Raw genomic sequence first — 24,685 nt, 5'->3', positions numbered from 1 at the left:
TTAACATGAATGCATCGAAGCGAAGGAAGGACGACCATGCGACGACCCTCCCTCACCACCCTCCGCGCCGCCGGCGCGCTCACCGCGGCGCTCGCCCTCGCCCTCACCGCCTGCGGCGGCGGCGAGGACCCGAAGGCCGCCGGCGGCGAACTCGCCGGCACGACCGTCACCGTCGCCGGCGTGTGGACCGGCGGCGAGCAGAAGAACTTCAAGAAGGTCCTCGACGCGTTCAGCGCGAAGACCGGCGCCAAGACCGTGTTCGTGCCCTCCGGCGACAACGTCTCCACCTTCGTCGGCAGCAAGATCGAGGGCGGCAACGCCCCCGAGGTGGTGCTCGTCCCCCAGGTCGGCGTCCTCCAGCAGTTCGCCGGGGCGGGCTGGCTGAAGCCGCTCTCCGAGAAGACCGCCACGACCGCCACCGGAAACCTGGCGCCGGTCTGGAAGGAGTACGGCACGGTCGACGGCACCTTCTACGGCCTGTACTTCAAGGCCGCGCACAAGTCGACGGTCTGGTACGCCCCCGACGCGCTGGAACAGGCCGGGGTCACCGAGCCGAAGAGCTGGGACGAACTCCTCGCGGCGGGCCGGACCCTCGCCGACTCCGGCAGGCCCGCGTTCGCCGTCGCCGGCGAGGACGGCTGGACGCTCACCGACTGGTTCGAGAACGTCTACCTGTCGCAGGCCGGCCCGGAGAAGTACGACCGGCTCGCCCGCCACGAGCTGAAGTGGACCGACCCCAGCGTCGTCACCGCGCTCACCACCCTGGCCGAGGTGTTCAAGGACGAGCGGCTGGTCGCGGGCGGCGCCGCCGAGGCGCTGCGGACCGACTTCCCCGGCTCCGTGGAGAAGGTCTTCGGCCCCGAGCCGAAGGCGGCCCTGGTCTACGAGGGCGACTTCGTCGGCGGCGTCGCCAAGGACGAGTTCGGCAGGAAGCCGGGCGAGGACGCGAAGTTCTTCCCCTTCCCGCCGGTCGGCTCCGGGAAGGCGCCCGTGGTCAGCGGCGGCGACGCCGCCGTCGTCCTCAAGGACGCGAAGAACGCGGACGCCGGGATGCGGCTCCTGGAGTTCCTGGCCACCCCCGAGGCCGCCGAGGTGTGGGCCGGGGCGGGCGGCTTCCTCTCCCCCAACAAGGACGTGAAGCCGGAGGCGTACGCGGACGACACGGCGCGCGCCACGGCCGCCTCGCTGGTCGCCGCGGGCGACACCGTCCGCTTCGACATGTCCGACCAGGCACCCGCCGCGTTCGGCGGCACCAAGGGCGCCGGCGAGTGGAAGCTGCTCCAGGACTTCCTCCGCGACCCCTCGGATCCGAAGCGGACCGCGGCCGCCCTGGAGGCGGCGGCGGCCAAGGCGTACGGGAACTGAGGCCGGCCCGTCATGGACCGGCAGCCGAAAGCGCGCGCCGCGGCGGACCCGCGGCGCCGCGCCCTGCGCAGGAGGCGGCTCCTCGGCGCCGCCTTCGCCCTGCCCGCCCTGCTGCTCCTCGGGGCGCTCGTCGCCTATCCGGTGGTCTTCTCCGTCGGCCGCAGCCTGTTCGACGCGAGCGGCGACCGGTTCGTCGGCGCGGACAACTACGTGGAGATGGTGCGGGACCCGGCCACGCTGAAGGCGCTCCGCAACAGCGCGATCTGGGTGGTGGTCGCCCCCGTCCTGCTCACCGGGCTCGGCCTGCTGCTGGCCGTGCTCACCGAGCGGGTCCGCTGGGCGACGGCGTTCAAGCTCGTGCTCTTCCTGCCGATGGCCGTGTCGTTCCTCGCCGCGGGCATCGTCTTCCGGCTGGCGTACGAGCAGGACCCCGACCGGGGCGTCCTCAACGCGGTGGTGGTGGGCGTCCACGACGCCTTCGCCGAGCCGTCGCCCTACCCGACCGCCCGCGCCCGGGACGGCCGGGGCCTCACCGGCGGCCCGGCCGGCGGGTACACCACCGGTGAGCTGCGGGCGGGCTCCGTCGCCGTGCTGCCCTTCGTGGGCGTCGCGCCCGGGGCCGTACCGGCGGGCGCGGAGGCGGCGCGGGCCCCCGCGCCCGCGCCGGACGGCCTGTCGGGGACCGTGTACCTGGACTTCACGCCCGGGACCGGCGGCCGGCCCGGGGTCGTCGACGACCGGGAGAAGGGGCTGCCCGGGATGACGGTCGAGGCGGTCCGGGACGGGAGGGCGGTGGCGTCCGCGCGGACGGCCGCCGACGGCACCTTCCGCCTGGACGGGCTCGGCGAGGGGACGTACCGGCTGCGGGTGCCGGCCGCCAACTTCGCCGCCGGGTACGGCGGGGTCGACTGGCTGGGGCCCGCCCTGGTCACCCCGGCGATCATCGGCGCCTACCTCTGGGTGTGGACCGGCTTCTCCATGGTGCTGATCGGGGCGGGGCTCGCCGCGCTGCCCCGGGACGTCCTGGAGGCGGCCCGGGTCGACGGCGCGAACGAGCGGCAGATCTTCCGCCGGATCACCGTGCCGCTGCTCGCCCCCGTCCTCACGGTCGTCTTCGTGACGCTGGTCATCAACGTGATGAAGGTCTTCGACCTCGTCTACGTCATCGCTCCCGGCCCGGTGCAGGAGGAGGCGAACGTGCTGGCCACCCGCATGTGGCTGGTCTCCTTCGGCGGCGGCAACGACCAGGGCCTCGGCAGCGCGCTGAGCGTGCTGCTGCTCCTGCTCGTCGTCCCGGCGATGGTCTTCAACATCCGGCGCTTCCGGAAGGGCGGCTCATGAGGAGGCCCACGCGCGTCACGCGGTGGCTGGGGAGCACGGCCGTGCAGTCCCTGCTCGTCCTGGTCGCCCTCGTCTGGATCACCCCGCTGGCCGGGCTCCTGCTCTCCTCGCTGCGCTCGGAGCGGGACAACGCCGCGGAGGGCTGGTGGACGGCGTTCACCGACCCGGCACAGCTGTCCTTCGACAACTACCGTTCCCTGCTGGAGGATTCGGGGCTGGTCCAGGCGTTCTGGAACACCGTCCTGATCTCGGTGCCCACCACGCTGCTCGTGGTCGGCGTGGCGGCGCTCGCCGGATACGCCTTCGCCTGGCTGGAGTTCCCCGGCCGGGACGCGCTCTTCCTCGTGGTGGTGGGCCTGTTGGTGGTGCCGGTCCAGATCGGCCTGCTGCCGGTGGCCAAACTCTTCGGCGCGGTGGGGCTGTTCGGGACGGTGGCCGGGGTCGTCCTCTTCCACGTCGCGTACGGCCTGCCGTTCGGCGTGTTCCTGCTGCGGAACTTCTTCGCGGAGATCCCCCGGGAGATGCTGGAGGCGGCCCGGCTCGACGGCGGCGGCGAGTGGCGGATCTTCCGGCGGCTCGTCCTGCCGCTGGGGCGGCCGGCCCTGGCGAGCCTGGCGATCTTCCAGTTCCTGTGGGTCTGGAACGACATGCTGGTGGCCCTGCTCTTCGCGGACGGCGAGTCCCAGCCGCTGACGGTCGCCCTCCAGTCGCAGATGCGCCAGTTCGGCAGCAACATCGGGGTCCTGGCGCCGGGCGCCTTCCTCTCCCTGGCCGTGCCGCTGGTGGTGTTCTTCGCCTTCCAGAAGCACTTCGTGCGGGGGGTGATGGCCGGGTCGGTGAAGTAGGGGGCGGACGCCCTTGCCGGCGGCCCGGTCGCACACCGTGCGGGCGCCGGCGGGGGCGCGCCTTCCGGCGGGGCCGAAGTCGTCGGCTCGCGTCGGTCGTTCCCGGAGGGCGCGGCGGCGGCCCGCGCCCTCCTCGGACCACCCGGACGGCGGATGCCGGATGCCGGAATCACCGCCGCGCGGCCGTGGCGGAAAGTATGATCAGGCGATGTCTGACATGACTGAGACCACGCCCGGCTGGATGAGTTCGGACGAGCTGGAGACGGCCCGCGCGCGGATGCCGATCCTGTACGTCGACGCGGTTCCCGTACGGGTGGACGACAGCGGCGAGGTCACGAGCATCGGACTGCTGCTCCGCATCGGCGCCGACGGAACGATCAACCGCACCCTCGTGTCCGGCCGCGTGATGCACCACGAGCGCGTCCGGGACGCCCTGCTGCGGCACCTGGAGAAGGACCTCGGCCCGGTCGCCCTCCCGCGCGTGCCCGCCTCCCTCCAGCCCTTCACGGTCGCCGAGTACTTCCCGACCGCCGGCATAACGCCGTTCCACGACCCCCGCCAGCACGCCGTCTCGCTCGCCTACATCGTCCCGGTCAGCGGCGACTGCCGCCCCCGCCAGGACGCGCTCGACCTGGTCTGGTTCACCCCCCACGAGGCGGCCTCCCTCGCGGTCCAGAGCGAGATGCCCGGCGGCCACGGCGTCCTCCTCAAGCAGGCGCTGGCGCACGTGGGCGTCACCTACTGATCCGTCCCCGCACCCACGGCACCGGCCCGGTCACGCCTGCGCGCGGCCGGGCCGGTGCCGGTTGCGGTGCGGGGGCGGGCGCCGGGGTCCCGGGCTCAGATCCCGCAGGACGAGGCCGACCAGTAGCGGCTGGGCCGGTGGTCGACGTGGGCGTGGTCGGAGTGGCCGGGGTAGCCCGGGCCGAGGATGCCGTTGAAGCCGTGGTTGCGGGCCTGCTGGGCCAGGCGGCACAGCGAGTGCGGGCCCGAGCCGAGGTCGGCGGCGTCGCCGTAGAGGTGACGGCTGTCGGAGGCGCCGCCGACCGCCGCGTTGCAGGCGCTGCTGCGGAAGCCGCTGGTCACCCGGATGGACTGGTCGCCCAGGGCGTGCCGGAGGGCCTCCAGCTTCCACATGGTGCGCAGGGCGTTGGACTTGGCGGTGGCGGCGCTGACGGCCCCGCCGCCCCAGGTGGTGTTGCAGGTGTTCAGCTCGGCGTAGCTGAAGTGGATCGGGGTGCAGTCGTCGTCCTGGAGGGCGTACAGCTTGCTGAAGGTCGCGGGCCCGGCGACGCCGTCGGCGGCGAGGCCGTAGGCGGACTGGAAGCGGGTCACCGCGGCGGCGGTGGCCGGGCCGTAGGAGCCGTCGACGGCCAGGACGCCGCCGTAGCCGGGGTAGCCGGCGACCCGGATCTGGAGCTGGGTGACGTCGGCTCCGGTCGCGCCCTGGGAGAGGGTGCGCGACCAGGTGTAGCAGCCGTCGGCGCGGGCGGGACCCGCGCCGGCGACGACACCGGCGAGGCCGGCGACCAGCAGGACGAGGGCGAGCAGGAGCCGTGACACGGCGGACACGGCGGGAGCGGGAGCGGGAGCGCGGGTGTGCAGGAGCATCGGGGGACCTCCACCTCAGCGGGCGCGTGAACCGGGGCGTGACAGGGCACGGCACGGCGGCTCGCCATGTCATGCATCTGTCAGGGAGCCTGTCGGGAGGAAGCCTGGCCCTTCGGGTCGACGCGCGTCAACCACGCCGCAACACCCCGGACGGCCGAGGGGCGACGGGCCGGGAACCGCGCGCGCCGGGATGATGAAGGGGTGAAGGGCGACGGGAGCACGGAAGGGCCGGACGGCCCCGGACCGGCCATGCCCGAATCCGGGCCCGGCCCCGGCCCCGGGCCGGACGTCACCGCGCCCGGCAGCGGCCCGGCTGCCGGGACGGCGACGAGCGGGACCGAGGACGCGCCGGGGGCCGGGGCGGGGACCGGAGACGCCCCCGAGGCCGGGACGGGAGACGCGCCCGGGGACAGACCGTGGGACGGGGTCGGCGGGGCGCCGGTCGATCCGCGGATGTTCGACGGGGCCGTCGCCGCCGTCGCCCTGCTGGCCGGACCCGAGGGCCGGGTGCTGTACACCAACTCCGCGTTCACCCGGCTGTTCGGCCCCCGCCGGATCGGGCTGCCGGCCCGTGCCGCCTTCCCGGACGCGGACGGGCACCGCTTCCTCGCCGTGGTCGACTCCGTGCGGGTCACGGGCCGGGCCCGGCAGGTCGTCGGCGAGCGGCGGACCGACCCCGGCGCCCCCGGACAGGCCCGGCACTTCGTCTACTCGTGCAGCCCGGTCACCACCGACCACGGCCCCGGGATCCTCGTCCTGGCCATGGACACCACGGCCGAGACCCTCACGCTCCAGCGCTACGAGGCGCTGGTCTCGGCCGTCTCCCAGATGGTGTGGGTGATGGGGGCCGACGGCTCCATGGAGGAGATCGTCGCCGGCTGGGAGGAGCTGACCGGTGCTCCCTGGCATCCCCGGGCCGACGCGGAGTGGTACGCGCACATCCACCCGCGCGACCGGGAGAAGCTGAGCGGGGCCTGGCGGCGGGCGGCGGCGGGCGGCGGGCGGCCGCGGGTCTTCGAGGCGACGTTCCGGGTGCGGGCGGCGGACGGCTCGTACCGGCATCTGACCACCCGGTCCGTGCCGGTCCTGCGGGACGGCAGGCTCACCGAGTGGGTGTCGGCGACCGCCGACGTCGAGGACTCCTGGGGCACCCAGCTGCGCGAGCGGCTCCTGGGGCAGGTCGCGGCGGTGTCGGGGGCGAGCCTGCACGAGGCGTTCGCCGAGGTGGTGAAGGTGGTGGTGCCGGAGCTGACCGACGCCTGCCTGATCCTGCTGCTCTCGCACGAGGGGTGGCCGCTGCCGGAGCACGCCGAGGTGACCGCGCGCCGGATCGCGTCGGCCACCCGGCCCGGACTGCCGGCCCCGCCCGCGCTGCGCGGCCAGCGGGTGGCGGTGACTCCGGCGGTGCGGGCGGTCCTGGACCGCCGGGAGCCGGTCACCTTCCCGCTGGAGCCCGGCGCGCCGGTGCCGCCGGGGCTGATCCCGACGGTCAGCGAGCGCTGGCTGCACGCCTCGGGGGCCACCAGCCTCACCCTGATCCCGCTGATCGTCGACGACCTGGTGCTCGGCTACGCCGCCACCAGCAGCAACGGCGACACGCCCGTCCCCGGCCCGGCCGAGACCGAGCTCCTGCGGGAGGTGCTGCACCACGCCCAGCGGCCGATCCGGAAGGTCGTGGACCTCCAGCAGGCGCGGCGCACCGCCCTCGGCCTCCAGCGGGCGCACCTGACCGAGCCGCCGCCGGTGCGGGGCGGGACGCTGGCCGCGCGGTACCAGCCGGCCAGCGCCAGCGGGGAGATCGGCGGGGACTGGTACGACGCCTTCACGCTCCCGGACGGGACGCTCGTCCTCGGCATCGGGGACGTGGCGGGCCACGACCTGACGGCGGCGACGGCGATGGGCCAGATGCGCAGCATGCTGCGGGCCCTGGCGTACGCGGGCGGTCCCGGGGCCAGGCCGGACGCGGTACTGGCCCGTCTCGACCACGTCTCCGCGGGCCTGGGCACGGCCCTGCTGGCCACCGCCCTGCACCTGGTCCTGCACCACCGCCCGGACGGCACGTGGCTGATGACCTGGTCCAGCGCGGGCCACCCGCCGCCCCTGGTCGTCCCGGCCTCCGGCGACGCCGGCTACCTCCCCGGCGCCGCGGACCCGCCGCTCTGCGTGGCCTCGGACCTCCTCCGGAAGACCCACGCCCACGTCCTGGGGCCCGGCGACACCCTCCTCCTGTACACGGACGGCCTCATCGAGACCCCGTCCGCCCCCATCGACGAGGGCCAGCGCCGGCTGGCCGCCGAGGCCACCCTCTGCCGCCGCCAGGCCCTGCCCGACCTCCTCCGCATCCTCCAGGGCCTCTCCGACCACCGCGACGACACGGCGATGCTGGCGTTCCGGGTGGACGAGGAGGACCGGGCGGACGAGGAGGACTGACCCGCCGCCGGACGCCCGCGGCGGGGCCGGGGCGGTCAGCCGGACGCGGTGCCGGCGCGTTCGGCGGTGCGTTCGGCGGTGCGGGCGATGTTGTCCGCCATGGTGCCGAAGACCGCCGTGTGGAAGGGGGCGATGGCCCGCCAGTAGAGGTGTCCGGCCAGGCCGCGGGGGTGGAAGAGGGCCCGCTGGTGGTAGCGGGCGCCGCCGCCGGGCTCGGGGGTGACGCGGAGTTCGAGCCAGGCGAGGCCCGGGAGGCGCATCTCGGCGCGCAGCCGGAGCAGGCGGCCCGGTTCGACCTCCTCGACGCGCCAGAAGTCGAGGGCGTCGCCGACGCGGAGGCGGTGGGCGTCGCGGCGGCCCCGGCGCAGGCCCGCGCCGCCGGAGAGCCGGTCGAGGCGGCCCCGGACGGACCAGGCGAGGGGGAAGGAGTACCAGCCGTGCTCGCCGCCGATGCCCTCGACGACGCGCCAGAGGACGGCGGGATCCGCGTGGACGGCGCGGTCGCGCTCGTCGGTGTAGAGGCTGCCGCCGGCCCAGTCGGGGTCGGTGGGCAGCGGGTCACTGGGCGCGCCGGGGTAGGCGGCGGAGGACCAGCGGGTCGCCACGTCGGCCTCCTGGATCCGCTTCAGGGCGAGGGCGAGCGCCTCGTCGAAGGGGACGGGGCCGCCGGGCGGGTCGGGGACGTACCGCTCGATGTCGTGCTCGGCGCGGACCACTTCGTGGCGGAGCGATTCGGCGAGGGGACGGGCGAGGGCGGCCGGCACGGGGGTGACAAGCCCGATCCAGAGGCTGGAGAGGCGCGGCGTGAGCACGGGGACGGGGACGATCAGGCGGGGCGGGAGACCGGCCACGGCCGCGTACCGCCGCATCATCTCGCGGTACGTGAGGATGTCGGGGCCGCCGATGTCGAAGGCGCGGCTGACGTCCCGGGGCATGCGGGCGCTGCCGACGAGGAGGCGCAGGACGTCGCGGACGGCGATGGGCTGGACGCGGGTGCCGACCCAGCTGGGGGTCACCATCACCGGGAGGCGCTCGGTGAGGTAACGGAGCATCTCGAAGGACGCGGAGCCGGAGCCGATGACCACGGCGGCCCGCAGGACGGTGGTGGGGACGCCGGACGCGAGGAGGATGCGGCCGACCTCGGTGCGGGAGCGCAGGTGCGGGGAGAGCCGGTCCGGGGGCACGCCCTCGGGGGTGAGGCCGCCGAGGTACACGATCCGGCGCACCCCGGCGGCCCGGGCCTCGGCGGCGAAGGTGCGGGCGGCCCGCCGGTCCGTGGCCTCGAAGTCGTCCGTCGAGGTCATGGAGTGGACGAGGTAGTAGGCGACGTCGACGTCCCGCAGGGCCGGCCGCAGGCTCTCCGCGTCGGTGACGTCGCCGCGGAGGATCTCCGTCCGCCCCGCCCAGGGGAAGTCCCTCAGGTGGGAGGGGGTGCGGGCGAGGCAGCGGACGCGGAAGCCGTGGTCGAGCAGCTCCGGGACGAGCCGCCCGCCGATGTAGCCGCCGGCGCCGGTGACCAGGCAGCGGGCCCCGGGCGGCGGTGCGTCGCCGGACGAGGGCTGGGGTCGGGGCGCGGGGGGTGTGGTCATGGCCGTTCCGTTCCGTGGGGCCGGAGCGAGCGGGGAGGCTCGCCCCTCCTCTCATCCCTTCCCCCTCCGCGGCCCCGCGGATGCGTCACGGACGGTGACGGAGCCGCACGGGACGGCGCCGGCCCCCGCGGGGGAGGGCGGCTCGGCCCCGGATCCGGGGGGAGCGGGCTCAGGGCCGGGGGGCGCGCTGTTCGGACAGTTCGGCGCTGAGGGCGTCCAGGAAGCGCAGCACCGTGGCGAGTTCGGCCTCGTCGAACCGCTCGCGGGCCCTCTCGGTCGCCTCGGCCAGCGGCCGGAAGTGGTCACGGGCGACGGCCATGGCGCCGTCGGCGTACTCGACGTGCACGACGCGCCGGTCGGCGCTCTCCCGGGTCCTGCGGATGTGCCCGGCCTTCTCCAGCCGGTCCAGGCAGGCGGTGACCGCGCCCGAGGTCAGCCCCAGGTGGGTGCGGAGCAGACCGGGGGTGACGGGGCCCTCGTGGTCGAGGACGAACGACAGGGCCTGGACGTCCGTGGGGTGCAGGCGCTGGGCGGCGGCGAAGTCGTGGGCCACCCGGTTGAGCTCGCCGAGGGTGCGGCGCAGCGCGACGGCGAACCGGTACAGCCCGACGTCCCCGCCCGCCCCCGCCGCCGGGAGCCCACCGTCCCGACCGCTCCGATCGTCCTGACCGTCCCGCACTTCGCGCTTCCCCTGTCCGCTGACCACGTGACCAGCGTATACAGCGCGGGCGGCGGGCAGGGGCGCGCGGAGGGGCCGGGCGACCGGCGCGGGCGCGTCCCGGCCCCTCCGGTGGGGCGGCGGGCGTCAGTAGCGCAGCACGGCGGCGATGCGTCCCTGGCCGTCGAGCGTGCCGCCGGGGACGAAGCGCACCTCGGCGCCGGTGTCCAGGGCCCGCTCGACGATCTCGTCGACCATGTCGTCCCGGGCGCCCGCCTCGTCGGCTTCGGCCGGTTCCAGGTGGTCGCCCTCCTCGCGTACGACCGTCCGGTAGTCGTCCTCGACGGCGACGAGCCGGGCGCGGCCCTCCTTGGCGGCCCGCCACACCTCGTCGATCCCGCCGGCGAACTCGCGCCGGCCGCGGGCCGCGTCGAGGTCGGCGGTGATCGCCGTGACGGCCGCGGCCTCGCGGGCGGCGCGGGAGGGCTCGACGGCGGCGTGGACGGCGGTGGCCGGTCCGTCGGCGAGGCCGCCGTGCCGGACGGTGACGGTGCCGGGGCCGAGCGAACCCAGCTCCTCCACCAGACCGAGCGCCTCGGACGAGCCGAGGAGGTACAGCGGGCGGGGTTCGGCGGCGAGGACGGCGCGCAGCTTCTCGTGCGCCTCGCGCAGGAACTGCCGGGTGGCCTCGTCCCGGAAGGCGCCGGGGACGTCGCCGACCCGCTCCTTCCGTTCGACGTCCGGGTCCTCCAGGCTGCGGGTCAGCGGGAAGCCGTCCCGGACGGCCTCGACGGTCCTCTCGGGGTCGCCGCTCCACAGGGAGACCCGGTCGGCGGCGACGGCGAGCGCCCAGTAGGGCTGTTCGGCGGCGCGGGCGGCGACGAGGTTCCGGGTGAGGAAGGTGTCCGCGAGGACCACCCGCTCGGGCACGGCCCTGGGCAGCGACCACACCTGGTGCTCCCCCTGCGCGGCGTAGATGACGAGCCCGTCCTCCGCGTGCGCGAGGTCGACCTCGGCGGCGGCGCGGTTCAGCTGGTCGATGATGTCGAGCCGCCGCTCGCGGGGCACGTCCGGATCGGCGGTGAGCGCCTTCTCCGCCTCCGCGAGCAGATTGCGCAGCCGCACCGGGTCCTGGGCGTTGTCCGGTTCGCGGCGGTGCGTGGGCATCACCAGCGAGACGGCCGGGTACGGCCGGGGCTGACGCAGCTTCGCGAGCACCTCACTGCTGAGCACGGGGTCCATGGACGGGGCCTTCCTGTGGGGGGTCGGGCGGGCGGGTGCCCGAACGGCGAACCGGACGGTCACCCGGAAGGGGCAGTACCGGGCCGGGGCCGCACCGGGCCGGGAGGGGCGTACGGGCCGACCGGTCGTACGGGCCGAGGGGACAGGGGGCGTACGGGCCGAGCGGACGCGCGGGCCGGCGCCGGAGGGGGCCGGGTCACCCGGGTCCGGCGAGCTGTTCCGCGAGTTCCTTCTCGTCCGCGTCGCTGAGGGAGGTCTTCAGGACGGCTCCGCCGTGCCGCTGCATCGCCGCCGTGAACTTGTCCTCGGTGAGCTTCGCGGCCATGACCACGAGCGCCGCCGAGCCGGGCCGCAGCAGGTCGCCGACCTGCTGCCGGAAACGCTCGTCGACGCCGGACTGGCTGAGCCGGCCGACGAGCCCGCCGAGCGCGGCGCCGGTGAGCGCGCCGACCGCCGGCACGAGGAAGAGGATGCCGAAGATGGTGCCCCACAGGGCTCCCGTCGCGGCGGTGACCCCGACGACCCGGTTCGAGGTGTCGACGTGGGTGCGCCCCTCGGCGTCGACGGAGACGACGGCGAGCCCGTTGAGGACGACGACCTGGTCGCGCTGCAACTCCTGCACCGTCCCGAGGGCTTCCTCGGCGACTGCGGGGTCGTCGTACCCGATCACGATCAGCTCAGCCACTGCCGCCTCCTCGGACGCGCGCGGGGCGGAGGGCCCGGGGCCACGCGACCGCGCGGGGGCGTCGTCGCACGCCCCCTCTCTCCGCCCGATCCTGACCCGATATGCCCGTTTCCGCGAATCGGGAGGCGCCCCCGCCCCCGGCGGGAAGAGCCCGCGTCGTCCGCGCGTCGCCTGCCGTGGGCCGGAGTTGTGCCCGCGAAAGGACCGGCATCCCTCCGGGAAGCACCCGGAGACCGCCCCGGGAAGCGCCCCCGAGACCGCCCCGGGAACCGCCCCGGCATCACCACCGGCGCCCTCGCGCGGCGCCTCGGCGTCTCTCCGGCGACCGCGCGCTCCCGGGACCGGCGCCGGCGGTACGGCATCGGGCCGGCAGGGCGGCACGCACCACCGCCGGGCGCCCCGTGACGTGGCCGTCATGGAGGAGATGTGCCGGTTGACAGGCGTCGGGACCCCGCCCGCCGGGGCGGCCCGACCCGCGCCTCCGGGGGTACTCCCCCGCCCCGGCTTCCCGGCGCCCCGAAGGCTCCGCCCTCCAGGGGGGCGCGCCGGGAGCGCCGGGGCCTGGTCCGCGCGGCCTCCCGCCTCGGCGGGCCCGCGCGAGGCCCTGGACCCGCCGGTCCGCCGGTCCGCCGGTGGGGCGAGCGCCCCGGCGGCGCCTGTGGGCCGGTCAGGTGGGGTTCGGTCGGGCGGCCGTCGGCGCCAGGGTCTCCAGGGCCAGTTCGGCGGCGCGCCGGTGCCAGAGGCGGGCACCGCGCAGCATGGCGTGGCCGCCGGCCGGCATGGGGACGCCGGTCGCGTCCGCGCCGGCCTCCCGGGCCCGGGTCACGAAGGCCCAGGAGTCCCGGGCCTCGGTGACCCGGTCCGCCTCGTCATGGAGGAGGTGGAGGCGGCGGCCCGCGAGATGGGCGACCGGCTCGTCCGGCGGGCACCAGGGGGCGAGGGCCACCACGCCCCGCACGGCCGGATCCCCGGCGACGGCGAGCGCCGCCCGCCCGCCCATCGAGTGGCCGACGAGGACGACCGGGATCGCCCCGAAGCGCGCCCGCAGTCCGGCGAGCGCGGCCTCGGCGTCCCGGGCCGCGTCGGCGCGCTCGCCGTTCCAGCCCCGGTGCCGGTAGCGGCCCTCGGCGACCAGGACCGGCCGCCCGCGCGCGGCCCGCCGCACGGCCCCGGCGAAGGGCCGCATGCGCAGGGCCGGCAGGTTGAGCACCGGCGGGGCTTCGAGCCCGTCGGCCCGTCCGCCGTGCAGCAGCAGCACCGCGCCGGCCGGTGCCTCCGCTCCGTACCGCACGAGCGGCTCCCGGGGCGGGGCGGGCCGGGGACGTACGGACATCGGGCCTCCCGCGGGCCGTCCGGGTGACGGCCGAGCCCGCAGTCTGTCACGGGCCGCCCCCCGGTCCCCGGGGCGGGGCGGCGGGGTCACGGCCCCGGCCGCGGGGCGGGCGTCAGGTCCTCCGGGAGACGGAGCGGGCCGCGGCGGGCGTGGCTCTCGACGGTGCCGAGGGGCGGGCCCGCGCGGGCGGCGGGAGGCCGGCGTTCGAGACGCGCCGATCGCGCGTCGAACGGGCGCCAGGTCCTCAGTCCGAGGCACGGGCCCCCCGGAAGCGCGCGAGGCCCTCGGCGAGCCCGACGAGCGGGTCCGGGTAGGCGTACGCGGCCCGGTCCCGGGCCGTCAGCCGCCACGGTTCGTGCACGGCGGCCCCTTCGAGGCCCGCCAGCTCCGGGACCCAGTGGCGCACGTACGTCCCGTCGGGGTCGTAGCGGCGGGCCTGGCGCACGGGGTTGAGGACCCGGTTCGGACGGGTGTCCGTGCCGGTGCCGGCGGCCCACTGCCAGTTCAGCTGGTTGTTGGCGACGTCGCCGTCGACCAGCAGGTCCAGGAAGTGCCGGGCTCCGTCGCGCCAGTCCAGGTAGAGGGTCTTGGTGAGGAAGGAGGCGGTGACGAGCCGGGCCCGGTTGTGCATCCAGCCCTCGTGGGCCAGCTGCCGCATCCCCGCGTCCACCAGCGGGTAGCCGGTCCTGCCCTCCCGCCAGGCCGCCAGGTCCCGCTCCGCCTCCTTCCCGCGCCGCCAGTGGTCGTGGCGGGGCCGGTAGTCGTCGTGGGCGGCGGCGGGCCGGGCGGCGAGGACCTGCCGGTGGAAGTCGCGCCAGCACAGCTGGCGCACGAAGGCGTCGGAGCCCGCCCCGGGGCCGTGAGCGCGGGCCCGGTGGACCGCCTCCGCCGGGGAGAGCGCGCCGAAGTGGAGGAAGGGGGAGAGCCGGGAGGTGCCGTCGCCCGCCCGGTCGTCCAGGACGTCGTGGCGGTCCTCGTACGCGTCGAGGTGCCGGGACAGCCAGGACCGCAGCCGCCGCCGCGCCTCGCTCTCGCCCCCGGCGGCCAGCCCAGCGGACGCCCCGGGCACGTCGGCGCGCGACGGCGGCGGCTCGGAGCCCGCCTCGCTGGGGACGCGGACGGCGCGCGGGGCGGGCAGCGGAGCCCGTACCGGCCGGTCCGCCCAGCGGCGGAAGTAGGGGCCGAAGACGGCGAAGTGGTCCGAGGCCTGGGGGACGACCTCACCGGGCGGCACGACGGAGTCGACGCCGTCGTGCACGGTCAGGCGGCAGCCGTACTCCTCCAGGGCGCGCCGCAGCCGGGCCTCGCGGGCGCGGGCGAAGGCGGTGCAGCCCGCCGCCGTGTGCACCTCGTCCGCGCCCGTCTCCCGCACCACCCGGCACACCTCGGCGACCGTGTCGCCTGTGCGCAGGACCAGCCGCCCGCCCCGGTCCCGCAGCGCGCGGTCCAGGTCGGCCAGGCAGTCGGCGAGGAAGGCCAGCCGGTTGGGCGCGGCGAAGCCCGCCCGGTCGACGGCCGGATCGCGGACGAACAGCGGCACGAGCGCGTCGGCGGACCGGTGGGCGGCGTGCAGCGGCGGGTGGTCGTGGACGCGGAGGTCCGCGGTGAACAGGACGACGGCGGTGCGCGGGATGTCGTTCACGGGGGGGCGTTTCGCTTCCGGACGGGCCTGGGGCGGCGCTTGCGGGAGGTGCTTGCGGGAGGTTTGCGAGGTGCTTGTGGGAGGTGATCGCGGAGGGCTTGCGGAGCGTGCGGCGGTGCCCGCGCGGGGACCGCGTGGGCGGTGCTCGCGGAGGGCGCGTGCGGGCGGTGCGGGGAGGGCCGCGGTCGTTCGGGCCCGCCCGCCTTTCGCCTCCCCTTCGGCGGGACCGCCGCCTCCGGATGCGCGCGGGACCGGTGATTGTGCCGATGACGGCGTTCCGCGCCGCCCCCACAGTGGCGGGGCCACCCCACGGCACCGGCCGCCCCTCCCCACGGGACGGCCGTACCACGACACGAGAGGACGACTTCGTCGTGAAGCGATACCTTGCCGCGGCCACCGCCGCAGCCGCCGGCCTCGCGCTGCTCCTCGCCCCGGGCGCGGGAGCCGCGGACGGCAACCCGTACGAGCGCGGCCCCGCTCCCACCGAGTCGAGCATCGAGGCGCTGCGCGGCCCGTACGCGGTCGCGGAGACCTCGGTCTCCTCGCTCGCCGCCACCGGGTTCGGCGGCGGCACCATCTACTACCCGACGAGCACCGCCGACGGGACCTTCGGCGCGGTGGCGATCTCGCCCGGGTTCACCGCCACCCAGTCCTCGGTCGCCTGGCTGGGGCCGCGGCTGGCCTCGCAGGGCTTCGTCGTCTTCGTCATCGACACGATCACCACGGTCGACCAGCCCGACAGCCGGGGCCGCCAGCTGCTCGCCGCGCTCGACCACCTCACCCAGAAGAGCTCGGTCCGCGGCCGCGTCGACGCCTCCCGGCTCGGCGTGATGGGCCACTCGATGGGCGGCGGCGGCACCCTCGAAGCGGCGAAGAGCCGCCCCAGCCTGAAGGCCGCCGTGCCGCTCACCGGCTGGAACACGGACAAGACCTGGCCCGAGATCAGCACCCCGACCCTGGTCATCGGCGCGGACGGCGACACGATCGCGCCCGTCGCCACCCACTCCGAGCCGTTCTACCAGAGCCTCCCGGCCGGCCTGGACAAGGCGTATCTGGAGCTGAACCTCGCCACGCACTTCACGCCCAACACGTCGAACACGACGATCGCCAAGTACAGCCTGGCGTGGCTGAAGCGCTTCATCGACGACGACACCCGCTACGAGCAGTTCCTCTGCCCGCTGCCGCGGCCGAGTCTGACGATCGACGAGTACCGGGGCACCTGTCCGCTGGGGTCCTGACGCCCTGTGCCCGGGCACAGCCCGGCGGACGGGGGTCTGGGCCCGGGCCCAGACCCCCGTACCGCTCCGTTCCCGGCCCCGCCCGGGCCCGTTAGCGTGACGGGCGTGACCGTGACGGGCAGCAGCGGGCAGGACGTGGCCGGGACCACCGGCACCGGAACCGGCGGCACGGTCTGCCCCACCGGCACCATCGGCACGGCCGGTCCCACAGGCACCACCAGTACCACCAGTACCACTGGAACCACCGGCACCACCGCCGCCGGGCCGCCCGTGCTGTACGGCCGGGAGGCCGAACTGGCCGCCGTCTCGCAGCTGTTGTCGCCCGCGCAGGGGCCTTTGGGCGCCGAGCGGGTGGTGTGCGTGGCGGGCGGCCCCGGCGAGGGGCGTTCCGTCCTGCTGGCCCGGGCGGCCCGGGACTTCCCCGGCGCGGCGTACGTGGTCGGCGCACCCGGCCGGCAGGTGCCGTGGAGCGGCGCGCGGGCACTGCTCGCCGCGCTGGCTCCGTCGGGGGCGGCGGGGAGCCGGGCGGCACGGCTGGCCCGGGGCCCGGAGGGCATCGCGGCAGCGCTGGCGTCGCTGTTGCCCGAGGGGGGCCGGGTCCTGCTGTGCCTGGACGACTTCCCGCTGTGGGACGCGCATTCACGGGCCGCGTTCACCGCGCACTGGCGGGCGCCGGGCCGGCGCGGGCCGGTCCGCGCCGACTGGCTGGTGGCGTCCGCGCCCGGCCGTCCCCTGCCCGTCGCGGCGGGCGCGCCGCTGGTCCGGCTGCCGCGCCTCACCCGGGCGGGCGCCCGCGCCCTGCTGGAGGCGGTGAGCGGCGGACGGTCCTGCCCCGCCGTCGCCGAACGGCTCCTCGACGAGGCGGCCGGGCACCCGGGCGTCCTGGCCGAGACCGTGCTCCGCCTGCCGTCTGGGGTGCTCGACGGGACGGTGGCGCCGCGCGGGCGGCTGGTCGACGACGGCGTCCTGGCGAGGGTGTACGCCGGGCTGCTCGGCGCCCTCCCGGCGGACGGACGGCGGCTGCTGCGGGTGGTGGCCGCGGCCTGTGCCCCCGCGGAGGCGACGGGCCCGGCGCCCGGAGCGCCGTACCGTACGGAGGCGGGCACGGCGCTGGCCCGCGCCCGGGCCCTCCGGGTCCCCACCGAAGCCCTCGACGGCCTGGTGGCGGCCGGGCTGCTCGACCGCCGGGGCGACACGCTCGTCTTCCCCGACCCGTTCCTCGGACGGGCGGCGGGGGCCGCGACGGGAGAGGACCGCGGGGACCGGAGCCCCGCCGGCCGCCCGGCCGACCGCCCCGCCACACCGCCCGCCTCCCCCGCTCCCTCCGCCTCCTCCGTCTCCTCCGCTCCCTCCGCCCCGCACGAGCGGCACCGGGCCGACCGCCTGGGGCCTCCTCCCGTCGTGCGGGCGCGGTCCGGGGCGGCGCGGGGGCGGGCGCTGCTGACGCGGGGGTTCGCGGCGCTGGCGAGCGGTCCGGTGATGGACGCGCACGAGGCGTTCACGCAGGCGGCGAAGGTGCTGCGGGACCGGGAGCCGGCCGAGGCGGCGGACGCGCGGTTCCTCGCGATGGAGGCCGCGTGGGCGGCGGGGGACGTCGGCGCGTGCCTCGCCGCGCTGGATCTGGCCCCGGCCGTCCGGGGCACCGAGCGGGCCTTCGCCGAGGGGCTGCGGGCGGCGCTCACCGTCCGCCCGGACCAGGCGCGCACCCCGCTCTCCCGGGTGGTCGCGGTCGGCTCGGTCCGGGACGAGCCCCGGCTGCTGCTGCGGGCGGGGTCGGCCGCGCTGGTGCTGGGGGACGTCACCGCGGCGGCCCGGCTGCACGGCAGGGCGCTGGTGCGGGCGCGGGCCGAGCAGCGGGCCTCGCTCCTGCCGCGGATCCTCGAACACCTCGCGTACGCGGAGCTGCGGGCGGGGCGGTACGCGCGGGCCGGGCACGCCGCCGGGGAGGGGCTACGGGCGGCCAGGGCCACCGGCCAGCTCAACTCGGCGGCCCATCAGCACGCGGTGCTCGCCCTGGTGGCGTCGGTGACGGGCGACGGGCCGTCCGTGGCGGAGCACGCGGAGCGGGCGCTGGCGATCGGACGGCCGCACGGTCTGGCCCAGGCGGTGACGCTGGCCGAATGGGCGCTGGCCCGGGCCGAGCTGGGCGGCGGGCTGGCCGCCCAGGCGGCCGCGCGGCTCGCCCCGCTGGTGCGTCCCGGACCGCACGGCGGGCACTTCGCGCTCCGCATGCTGGCGGTGCCCTGTTTCGTGGAGGCGGCGGTGGCCTCGGGAAGGGCGGCCGAGGCGCGGGCGGCGACGGAGGAGTACGCGCTGTGGGCGGGGTGCGGCCTCGACCGGCCGGCCCCCGCCCAACTGGCCCGCTGCCGGGCGCTGCTGGCGCCGCGCGGCGAGGAGACCGGCCGCTGGTTCGGCGAGGCCCTGCGGCGCCACGAGGACGGCGGCAACGACTTCGAGCGGGCCCGGACGCTGTTCGCGTACGGTACGTGGCTCCGCCGGCGGCGCCGTCCGGGCGAGGCGCGGGGCCCGCTGCGCGACGCGCTGGTCACCTTCGAGCGGGCCGCCGCCGAGGGCTGGGCCCGGCAGGCGCGCGCGGAGCTCCGGGCGACGGGCGCGGCGGGCGGGCGCCCGGCGGAGCCCTCCGCGCTGGCCGGACTCACCCCTCAGCAGCAGCGGATCGCCCGGCTCGTCGCGGACGGCGCCACGAACCAGGAGATCGCCGCCCGGCTGTCGCTGAGCCCGCGCACGGTCGACCACCATCTGCGCGGGGTGTACGCCCGGCTCCAGATCCGCTCGCGGGTCGAGCTGTCGGCCCTGATGGCGGGGGCGGAGGCGGAGGCACGGGCGTGAGGCGGCCGGCCGGCGGGGGCGGCGGTCGACGGGTCAGCGGGCGCCGAACACCTGCGTCCAGTAGGGGCCGCCGTCGGTGTGGACGCCGACGCCGAGTTCCTCGAAGTCGCAGTTGAGGATGTTGGCGCGGTGGCCCGGGCTGTTCATCCACGCCTCCATGACCTGTTCGGGCGTGGTCTGCCCCATGGCGATGTTCTCGCCGTAGGTGGACCAGGGGTAGCCGGCGGCGGTGACCCGCTCCCCCGGGCCGTCGCCGTCGGGGTCGGTGTGGTCGAAGAAGTCCCGGGCGGCCATGTCGTCGGAGTGGCCCTGGGCCGCGCGCGCGAGGGTCGCGTTCGCGGTGAGCGCTCCGCAGCCCGCCTTGGCGCGCTCGGCGTTGACCAGGGACAGCACCTGGTCGGCCGCCGAGGCCTGGCCGCTGTCGTGCTGCGCGCCGCCGCCGGGGTCCGGGTCGGTGCCGGAGGTCGGGGACGCGGTCGTCGGGGCGGGCTCCGGGGCGGCCGTCGGCGCGGCGGTCCTCTTCGGCGGGGTGGCCTTCGGGCTCGCGGTGGTGCGCTGCGGGGCGGGGGCGGCGGTGGTCGGGCGCGCGGTGGCGGACTTCCTGCCCGCGGGGGTGGCGGGGGCGGTCGTCCGGCCGGGCGTCGTGGTGGACGCGGAGGGGGTCGCGCCGACGGTGGCGGGGGTGGACGACAGGGAGTCGGGGTCGTGGGTGAGGGGGACGTCGGGGGCGGGGACGGCCGCGCGGTTCGCCTCCAGGAGCTCCTCCTTGCCGTCCCGTCCGCCGTAGAGGGAGAACGCGCCGCCGGTCACCGCGACGACCGCGATCCCGGCCGCGACGGCGGCCCGTCGCCGGGTGCGCTCCCGCGCCTGCCTCCGGCGGCGCCGGTCCCCCCGCCCGGGTCCCCCGGGGGCGGCGGGCACCGGGGCGAGCCCTCCGAGGTCGTAGGCGTGCGTGACGTCCTCCGCCCCGGCGGCGGGTTCGGCCGCCACGGCGCCGAGGACGGCCGTCACGGGGGCGGGGACGGCCGTCACGGGGGCGGGTCCGACGGTCGCGGGGGCCGGCGCCGTCCCGGCGCAGGCGCCGCACCGGCCGGTGTGCGCGGCCAGGTGGTCGCGCCATCCGGCGCCGGGGCGGCCGTCCCATCCGGCGGTCAGCTCCTGGAGGCCGGGGCAGCGCGGCCGCCGTGCCAGGGCGGCGCCGACGGACCGGGCCGCGTCGAGGCGGGCCCGGACCGTCCCCATGCGCAGCTCGGTCTCCTCCGGCGTCCATCGGAGCGCGGCGGCCGTCTCGTACCGGAGGAGCTGCCCCTCGGCCTCCAGCGATCCGAGCGACGCCAGCACCGCGTCCTGCGCGTCCAGCCATCCCCCGGCCCCGTCGGGCCCGGCGGCGTGGGCAAGGGTGGTCTCGACGGCCAGGGCGACGAGCCAGGGCCGGAAGGCCTCCGGGTACGGCAGGGTGTGGAGCGAGCCGTGGGCGCGGCGCAGGGTGGCGTCGACGGCGGTGCCGGCGGCGACGGCGGGAAGGGTGCCGAGGGCGCGGGACACCAGGGCGTGGAGGAGCGGCCGGTGGGCGCCGAGGACCTGGTCGCACGCCCAGGGGTCCCCGTACTGCGCCGCCCGTATCCACTCGGTCATCTGGTCCGCTTCCATGGTCCGCTGCACGCCGTCCGTCCTTCTCTCGCCCGTTCCCGGAGTTTCCTGCGCCTGGGAGAGCCTCGGCCGGGGAGGGCGATAACGGAAAGGGGGAAAGCGGAATCAGTGACGTGGGTCACAGGAGGGGTGGGGGGTGACCGGCGGGGCCGCGCCGCCTCCTAGGGTGGCCCGCATGGACGGGGATCATGGGGACGAGCTGTTGGCGGGGCGGCTGCGGGCACTGACGGGCGGGCGGTTCCCGGCAGCCGCGGCGGTGATCGGCCCCGAGGGCACGGCCTCGGCCTCGGTGGGGGCCGCGCTCGGGGCGGACTACGAGATCGGGTCCGTGTCGAAGGGCGTGACCGGGCTGCTGTACGCGGACGCGCTGGCGCGCGGGGAGGTGACGGCGGGGACGGCGCTCGGGGAGCTGCTGCCGCTGGCCGACGCGCCGGCCGGCGGGGTGACGCTGGGGGCGCTGGCCACGCACCGCTCGGGGCTGCCGAGGGTGCCGGCGGCGGCGCGGCCGTGGCGGCGGACCTTCGCGCTGTGGCGGCACGGCACCAATCCGTACGGCGAGGACGTCGCCGAGCTGCTCGACCAGGCGCGGGCGACCCGGCCGGGCCCGCCGCGGCCCCGCTACTCCAACCTCGGCTTCGAGCTGCTGGGACACGCGCTCGCGGCCGCCGCGGGGACGTCGTACGAGGAGCTGGTCGCCGGCCGGATCGGGGCGCCGCTCGGTCTGGAGCGCTTCTACCTGCCGGCGGGGCCCGGCGGTCTGCGGCCGGGCGCGCTGACGGGGACGACCCGCCGCGGCAGGCCGCGCGAGCCGTGGACGGGCGAGGCGCTGGGACCCGCGGGCGGGATCCGGGCCGACATCGGCAGCATGGCGCGGTTCACCGCCGCGCTGCTCGACGGCTCGGCGCCGGGGACGGCCGCGCTCGACCCGGTCGCCCCGTTCACCGCCGGGACGCGGATCGGGGCGGCCTGGATCACCCTGCGGGTCAGGGACCTGACGGTCACGATGCACAACGGCGGCACCGGCGGCTTCCGTTCCTGGCTCGGCCTGGACCGGGAGTCCGGCACCGGGGTGGTGGTGCTGGCCGCCGCGAGCGTCTCCGTCGACCGCGCGGGCTTCGCCCTCCTCACGGGCGGGCGGCCGCGGAGCTGACGGCCGGCGGCCCGTCGGGGCGGGTCCGGGTCCGGGCCGCTCGGCGGGCCGCCGGGCCGGTCGCGACGCCCATCAGGGCGAAGACGGCGCCGAGCAGCAGCCAGCCGGCGGGACCGCCGCCGATGAGGAGGGTCGTGACGACGAGCGGCCCGAGCGTACGGGCCACGGGGACGCCGGCGCCGTAGAAGCCCTGGTACTGGCCGACGCGGTCGGCGGGCGCGAGGCCGAGCCCGAGCTGCCAGGAACCGGCCGAGTGCCGCATCTCGGCGACGACGAGGAGCACCGAGCCGAGGACGAGGACCGCGACGGCCGCACCGGCGCCCAGCCCCGGGAGCGCGCTCGCCGCGAAGACGGCGCAGGCGGCGAACATGACGGCGCCCGCGCCGCGCACCGCTCCGGCGGCCGACTCCAGGTCGGTGACCGGGCGGGCGGCCCGGACCTGGAAGAGGGTGACGGCCACGGTGTTGAGGACGAAGAGCGCCGAGACCGTCCAGCCGGGCGCCGCCGTCCGCTGCACGATCCACAGCGGCAGGGCGAGGCTCAGGACGGGCATCCGCAGCAGCATCAGCGCGTTGAGGAGCGCGAGGACCACGTAGGGGCGGTCGCGCAGCACCGCCGTCGCGGAGTCGGCCGCCCCGGTGGCGGACGCGCGGGCCGGGGCGGGCGCCGGGAGCCGGCCGAGGAGCAGGGCGCAGAGCAGGAACCCGCCCGCGTCCAGGGCGAACACGGCGAGGTACGCGTCGCGCGTGCCGGCGTGCAGGGCGAGGCCGCCGAGGGCCGCGCCGACGGCGAGCCCGGCGTTCGAGGCGGCCTGGAGCCGGGCGAGGACGGCGGTGCGGGCCTCCGGCGCGACCAGTCCGGCGAGCAGGGCCTGCCGGGCGGCGGCGAGGCCGCTCTGCGCGGAGGCGTACAGGGTGGCGGCGGCGAGGAAGGCGGGGAAGGAGCCGATGAGGAGGAAGGAGGCGACCGCCGCCGCCGTGACGAGCGCGAGGAACACGGAGGTGCCGCGCGGCCCGCGCCGGTCGGCGAGCGTCCCGAGCGGCACCCCGGCCGCCGATCCGACCGCCCAGGCGACGGCGAGGCCGGCACCGACCTGCGCGGCGGAGAGCCCGGCGACGCCGGTGAAGTAGAGCGCGGAGGTCACGTAGAAGACGCCGTCGCCGACGGAGTTGCTCAGCTGGGCGAGGAGCAGGGTGCGGGGCGCGTGACCGCGGCCGGCGCCTCCGGCCGCGGGGTCGGGGGCGGGGACGGAGTCCGGGAGGGCGGTGGGGCGTGCCGGGGAGGTGTTCGCCATGGACACGACGGTACGGTGAGGTGGCCCGCCCCCCTTGGTCCATTGACGGGCCGTCGGGCTGGGCCACTTGGTCCGTTTACGGGCCGTCGAGCTGGTCCGCTTGGCCCGTTGACGGCCCGTCGGACCGCTCCGCTTGGCCCGTTGACGGTCCGCCGAACCGGCCATTTGGGCCCCGCCGTCAGTTGCCGTACGCGCTCCGGCAGAGCTCCGCCGCGCCCATCGGGGCGTCGATCCGCCGCGCCTCCCGGCACAGGCCCCGCATCTCGGGGACCTGCGCGGTCGCCGGGCGCGGTGCGGGGGCGCGGGCGGCGGTGGGGGCGGGAGCGGCGGCGCGGACGCGCGGACGGGACGGGCGCGGGGTCTTCCCGGCCGGGCGTGGCCGTGGCGCGCGGGCTTCCGGCTCCCGGGCCTGCGGGGCGCCGGCTTCCGGCGCCCGGCCGGGAGCCGGCTCCGCCCCGCCGCCGCGCCGCGCCTCCCCCGGCCCGGCCGGCCTCGACGCGGGGGCGACGCGCGCCGGGGGCCGTACCGCAGCGACCCCGTCCCCCGCTTCCCCCCTCTCCCCCGTCTCCCCCGTCTCCGTCTCGGCCAGCTCCTCCCGGGGCTCGGCCTGGGCCGGGGGCTCCGGCTCGGCCGGCAGGGCCGAGGCGGGCCGTCGGGCGGCGGGCGCGAGTGCCGGGGGCGCGGCCGGGGAAGCGCGCGGGCCGGGCGGCGGGGGCGGGCCCGGTAGGGCGACGCAGCCGCCGACCAGGAGGGCGGTGAGGAGCGGGAGCGCGGTGCGGCGGACGTTCATGGCGGCCACGCTGCCGTACGCGGTCGGGGGCGGGCCGCCGGTACGGACCGCGACCACCGCCACGGGTGAACGGCGGGGCCGGGACGCGACGCGGTGCGGCGCGGCGCGCGGTTCCGGGCTCCGGGGCCGCCCCCGGGGAGGGCGGGTCAGGGGAGGGGCCGGGCGCCCTGGGCCCGGAAGGTCTCCGTGAGGGCGAGGAAGAGGGAGACGTCGGGGGTGAGGCGGGTGGGGGCCGAGACGAGCGGCGCCCGGCGGCCCTCGGCGCGGATGGTGATCGTGCCGTCCTCGACGCCGACCTCCTGGATCCGGTGCCAGGGGGCGGAGGCGCGGCCCGATCCGAGTTCGGCCGTGGTGAGCCACATCAGGCCGAAGTCGAGGCGCTCGCCCGCGCCGAGGCGGGCGAGGGCGCCGGGGAGCTGGGCGCGGGCGGAGTCGTGGCGCAGCAGCGGGCCCCAGGTCTCTCCGCCGGTGAAGACGCCGCCGACGACGAGGTCGCGGCCCTCGGTGTCGGTGAGGCCGAAGGAGTGGGAGACCGAGAGGGTCCGGCCGTACCGGGTGCGGCGGACCGTGTTGTCGAGGACCTCCGTGTCGGCGTAACGGACCACCCGGATCCGGCCCTTGTAGTGCACCACGAGCCCGCCTTCGTACTGCTCCAGGCGCGCGTCGCCGGTGCGGGCGCCGAAGAGGAGGTGGCCGAGGAGAGAGACCAGGCAGAGGACGAGCGGGAGGCCGGGGACCGTCGCGAGCGGGCCGTGGTCGGTGGCGAGCGCGGCCACGACGGCCGCCGCGAGGACGGCGGCGAGGACCGCGACCCCGAGGGCGCCGCGCTCGCGCGTGGGCGCGGAGGAGGCGTGGCCGCCGCGATGGGCACCGAGCCGTTCCCGTGCCGCGGCTTCTCTCATCAGCCTTTCGCGGCCGCCCTGTTCGGCGTTGCTCCGCACCATCGTCGCCCCCGGTCCCGCGTCGGTGTCG

The 24,685-nt window shown here is 77.3% G+C and carries 19 protein-coding genes; 8 read left to right on the top strand and 11 right to left on the bottom strand.

Translation table 11 applies throughout. The annotated features are described in order from the left end of the window. Positions 1-36 precede the first annotated feature (36 nt). The 4 genes from ACF1ED_RS14140 to ACF1ED_RS14125 all read left to right on the top strand — a co-directional run bounded on the left by ACF1ED_RS14140 (position 37) and on the right by ACF1ED_RS14125 (position 4,296). On the top strand, positions 37-1,365 hold the full coding sequence (locus ACF1ED_RS14140; RefSeq protein WP_391760036.1) for an ABC transporter substrate-binding protein: 1,329 nt from the start codon (positions 37-39) through the stop codon (positions 1,363-1,365). A gap of 12 nt (positions 1,366-1,377) precedes the next feature. After that, positions 1,378-2,706: an ABC transporter permease subunit gene (locus tag ACF1ED_RS14135; protein ID WP_391760034.1), complete on the top strand. Its 1,329-nt coding sequence runs from the start codon at positions 1,378-1,380 to the stop codon at positions 2,704-2,706. Next, positions 2,703-3,551: a carbohydrate ABC transporter permease gene (locus tag ACF1ED_RS14130; RefSeq protein ID WP_391760032.1), complete on the top strand. Its 849-nt coding sequence runs from the start codon at positions 2,703-2,705 to the stop codon at positions 3,549-3,551. Before ACF1ED_RS14135 ends, ACF1ED_RS14130 begins: the two co-directional genes overlap by 4 nt. 208 nt (positions 3,552-3,759) lie before the next feature. Then, a complete protein-coding gene (locus ACF1ED_RS14125; protein ID WP_391760030.1) occupies positions 3,760-4,296 on the top strand; it encodes an NUDIX hydrolase family protein in 537 nt (178 codons plus the stop codon). A 95-nt stretch (positions 4,297-4,391) separates the two neighbouring features. On the opposite strand, the gene ACF1ED_RS14120 is transcribed toward ACF1ED_RS14125, so the two are convergent. Beyond that, positions 4,392-5,162 (bottom strand): D-Ala-D-Ala carboxypeptidase family metallohydrolase, encoded by a 771-nt coding sequence (locus ACF1ED_RS14120; RefSeq protein WP_391760028.1) that lies wholly within the window; start codon positions 5,160-5,162, stop codon positions 4,392-4,394. Between the two features lie 453 nt (positions 5,163-5,615). Here ACF1ED_RS14120 and ACF1ED_RS14115 point away from each other — a divergent pair, with 453 nt between their 5' ends. After that, the gene (locus ACF1ED_RS14115) at positions 5,616-7,592 is read left to right on the top strand and encodes a SpoIIE family protein phosphatase (RefSeq protein WP_391760026.1); all 1,977 of its coding nucleotides are present in this window, start codon (positions 5,616-5,618) and stop codon (positions 7,590-7,592) included. Positions 7,593-7,627: 35 nt separating this feature from the next. Here the strand turns inward: ACF1ED_RS14115 and ACF1ED_RS14110 are convergent, their stop codons facing one another. The 6 genes from ACF1ED_RS14110 to ACF1ED_RS14085 all read right to left on the bottom strand — a co-directional run bounded on the left by ACF1ED_RS14110 (position 7,628) and on the right by ACF1ED_RS14085 (position 14,741). Beyond that, on the bottom strand, positions 7,628-9,181 hold the full coding sequence (locus ACF1ED_RS14110; RefSeq protein ID WP_391760024.1) for an SDR family oxidoreductase: 1,554 nt from the start codon (positions 9,179-9,181) through the stop codon (positions 7,628-7,630). Positions 9,182-9,350: 169 nt separating this feature from the next. Beyond that, positions 9,351-9,887: a MarR family winged helix-turn-helix transcriptional regulator gene (locus tag ACF1ED_RS14105; protein WP_391760022.1), complete on the bottom strand. Its 537-nt coding sequence runs from the start codon at positions 9,885-9,887 to the stop codon at positions 9,351-9,353. Positions 9,888-9,986: 99 nt separating this feature from the next. Further along, positions 9,987-11,081, bottom strand: coding sequence for a chemotaxis protein (locus tag ACF1ED_RS14100; protein WP_391760020.1), 1,095 nt, complete (start codon positions 11,079-11,081; stop codon positions 9,987-9,989). Between the two features lie 196 nt (positions 11,082-11,277). Then, entirely contained in the window at positions 11,278-11,766 is a 489-nt protein-coding gene (locus ACF1ED_RS14095; protein ID WP_391760018.1) for a DUF1269 domain-containing protein, read from the bottom strand. Between the two features lie 667 nt (positions 11,767-12,433). Then, on the bottom strand, positions 12,434-13,099 hold the full coding sequence (locus ACF1ED_RS14090; RefSeq protein WP_391760016.1) for an alpha/beta fold hydrolase: 666 nt from the start codon (positions 13,097-13,099) through the stop codon (positions 12,434-12,436). Between the two features lie 244 nt (positions 13,100-13,343). Continuing rightward, a complete protein-coding gene (locus ACF1ED_RS14085) occupies positions 13,344-14,741 on the bottom strand; it encodes a cryptochrome/photolyase family protein (protein WP_391760014.1) in 1,398 nt (465 codons plus the stop codon). Between the two features lie 266 nt (positions 14,742-15,007). On the opposite strand from ACF1ED_RS14085, the gene ACF1ED_RS14080 reads away from it, so the two are divergent. Next, complete coding sequence (locus tag ACF1ED_RS14080) at positions 15,008-15,979, top strand: alpha/beta hydrolase family protein (RefSeq protein WP_391760012.1); 972 nt, start codon at positions 15,008-15,010, stop codon at positions 15,977-15,979. Positions 15,980-16,084: 105 nt separating this feature from the next. Continuing rightward, positions 16,085-18,829, top strand: coding sequence for a LuxR C-terminal-related transcriptional regulator (locus ACF1ED_RS14075; RefSeq protein ID WP_391760010.1), 2,745 nt, complete (start codon positions 16,085-16,087; stop codon positions 18,827-18,829). A 33-nt stretch (positions 18,830-18,862) separates the two neighbouring features. Here ACF1ED_RS14075 and ACF1ED_RS14070 read toward each other — a convergent pair whose 3' ends face one another. Then, positions 18,863-20,491, bottom strand: coding sequence for a CAP domain-containing protein (locus ACF1ED_RS14070; protein WP_391760008.1), 1,629 nt, complete (start codon positions 20,489-20,491; stop codon positions 18,863-18,865). A 163-nt stretch (positions 20,492-20,654) separates the two neighbouring features. Between ACF1ED_RS14070 and ACF1ED_RS14065 the strand changes: the two genes are divergently transcribed. Then, a complete protein-coding gene (locus ACF1ED_RS14065) occupies positions 20,655-21,629 on the top strand; it encodes a serine hydrolase domain-containing protein (RefSeq protein ID WP_391760006.1) in 975 nt (324 codons plus the stop codon). Here the strand turns inward: ACF1ED_RS14065 and ACF1ED_RS14060 are convergent. From ACF1ED_RS14060 to ACF1ED_RS14050, 3 genes are all read right to left on the bottom strand, one after another. Beyond that, a complete protein-coding gene (locus tag ACF1ED_RS14060) occupies positions 21,604-22,923 on the bottom strand; it encodes an MFS transporter (protein ID WP_391760004.1) in 1,320 nt (439 codons plus the stop codon). The genes ACF1ED_RS14065 and ACF1ED_RS14060 overlap by 26 nt on opposite strands. A 178-nt stretch (positions 22,924-23,101) precedes the next feature. Further along, positions 23,102-23,776: a hypothetical protein gene (locus tag ACF1ED_RS14055; protein WP_391760002.1), complete on the bottom strand. Its 675-nt coding sequence runs from the start codon at positions 23,774-23,776 to the stop codon at positions 23,102-23,104. Between the two features lie 83 nt (positions 23,777-23,859). Continuing rightward, positions 23,860-24,615, bottom strand: coding sequence for a DUF6585 family protein (locus ACF1ED_RS14050; RefSeq protein WP_391760000.1), 756 nt, complete (start codon positions 24,613-24,615; stop codon positions 23,860-23,862). Positions 24,616-24,685: the final 70 nt, after the last annotated feature.

This window comes from Streptomyces sp. NPDC014656 (genome assembly GCF_043084305.1).
In the GTDB taxonomy this organism is placed as follows: domain Bacteria; phylum Actinomycetota; class Actinomycetes; order Streptomycetales; family Streptomycetaceae; genus Streptomyces.
This window is presented reverse-complemented; position numbering and strand designations above follow the sequence as displayed.

Excerpts from the sequence above, each read along its gene's own strand:
- ACF1ED_RS14125 (WP_391760030.1), top strand. The coding sequence starts at position 3,760 with ATGTCTGACATGACTGAGACCACGCCCGGCTGGATGAGTTCGGACGAG.
- ACF1ED_RS14050 (WP_391760000.1), bottom strand. The coding sequence starts at position 24,615 with ATGAGAGAAGCCGCGGCACGGGAACGGCTCGGTGCCCATCGCGGCGGC.
- ACF1ED_RS14065 (WP_391760006.1), top strand. The coding sequence starts at position 20,655 with ATGGACGGGGATCATGGGGACGAGCTGTTGGCGGGGCGGCTGCGGGCA.
- ACF1ED_RS14110 (WP_391760024.1), bottom strand. The coding sequence starts at position 9,181 with ATGACCACACCCCCCGCGCCCCGACCCCAGCCCTCGTCCGGCGACGCA.
- ACF1ED_RS14140 (WP_391760036.1), top strand. The coding sequence starts at position 37 with ATGCGACGACCCTCCCTCACCACCCTCCGCGCCGCCGGCGCGCTCACC.
- ACF1ED_RS14060 (WP_391760004.1), bottom strand. The coding sequence starts at position 22,923 with ATGGCGAACACCTCCCCGGCACGCCCCACCGCCCTCCCGGACTCCGTC.
- ACF1ED_RS14090 (WP_391760016.1), bottom strand. The coding sequence starts at position 13,099 with ATGTCCGTACGTCCCCGGCCCGCCCCGCCCCGGGAGCCGCTCGTGCGG.
- ACF1ED_RS14120 (WP_391760028.1), bottom strand. The coding sequence starts at position 5,162 with ATGCTCCTGCACACCCGCGCTCCCGCTCCCGCTCCCGCCGTGTCCGCC.
- ACF1ED_RS14130 (WP_391760032.1), top strand. The coding sequence starts at position 2,703 with ATGAGGAGGCCCACGCGCGTCACGCGGTGGCTGGGGAGCACGGCCGTG.
- ACF1ED_RS14100 (WP_391760020.1), bottom strand. The coding sequence starts at position 11,081 with ATGGACCCCGTGCTCAGCAGTGAGGTGCTCGCGAAGCTGCGTCAGCCC.
- ACF1ED_RS14115 (WP_391760026.1), top strand. The coding sequence starts at position 5,616 with ATGTTCGACGGGGCCGTCGCCGCCGTCGCCCTGCTGGCCGGACCCGAG.
- ACF1ED_RS14135 (WP_391760034.1), top strand. The coding sequence starts at position 1,378 with ATGGACCGGCAGCCGAAAGCGCGCGCCGCGGCGGACCCGCGGCGCCGC.
- ACF1ED_RS14080 (WP_391760012.1), top strand. The coding sequence starts at position 15,008 with ATGACGGCGTTCCGCGCCGCCCCCACAGTGGCGGGGCCACCCCACGGC.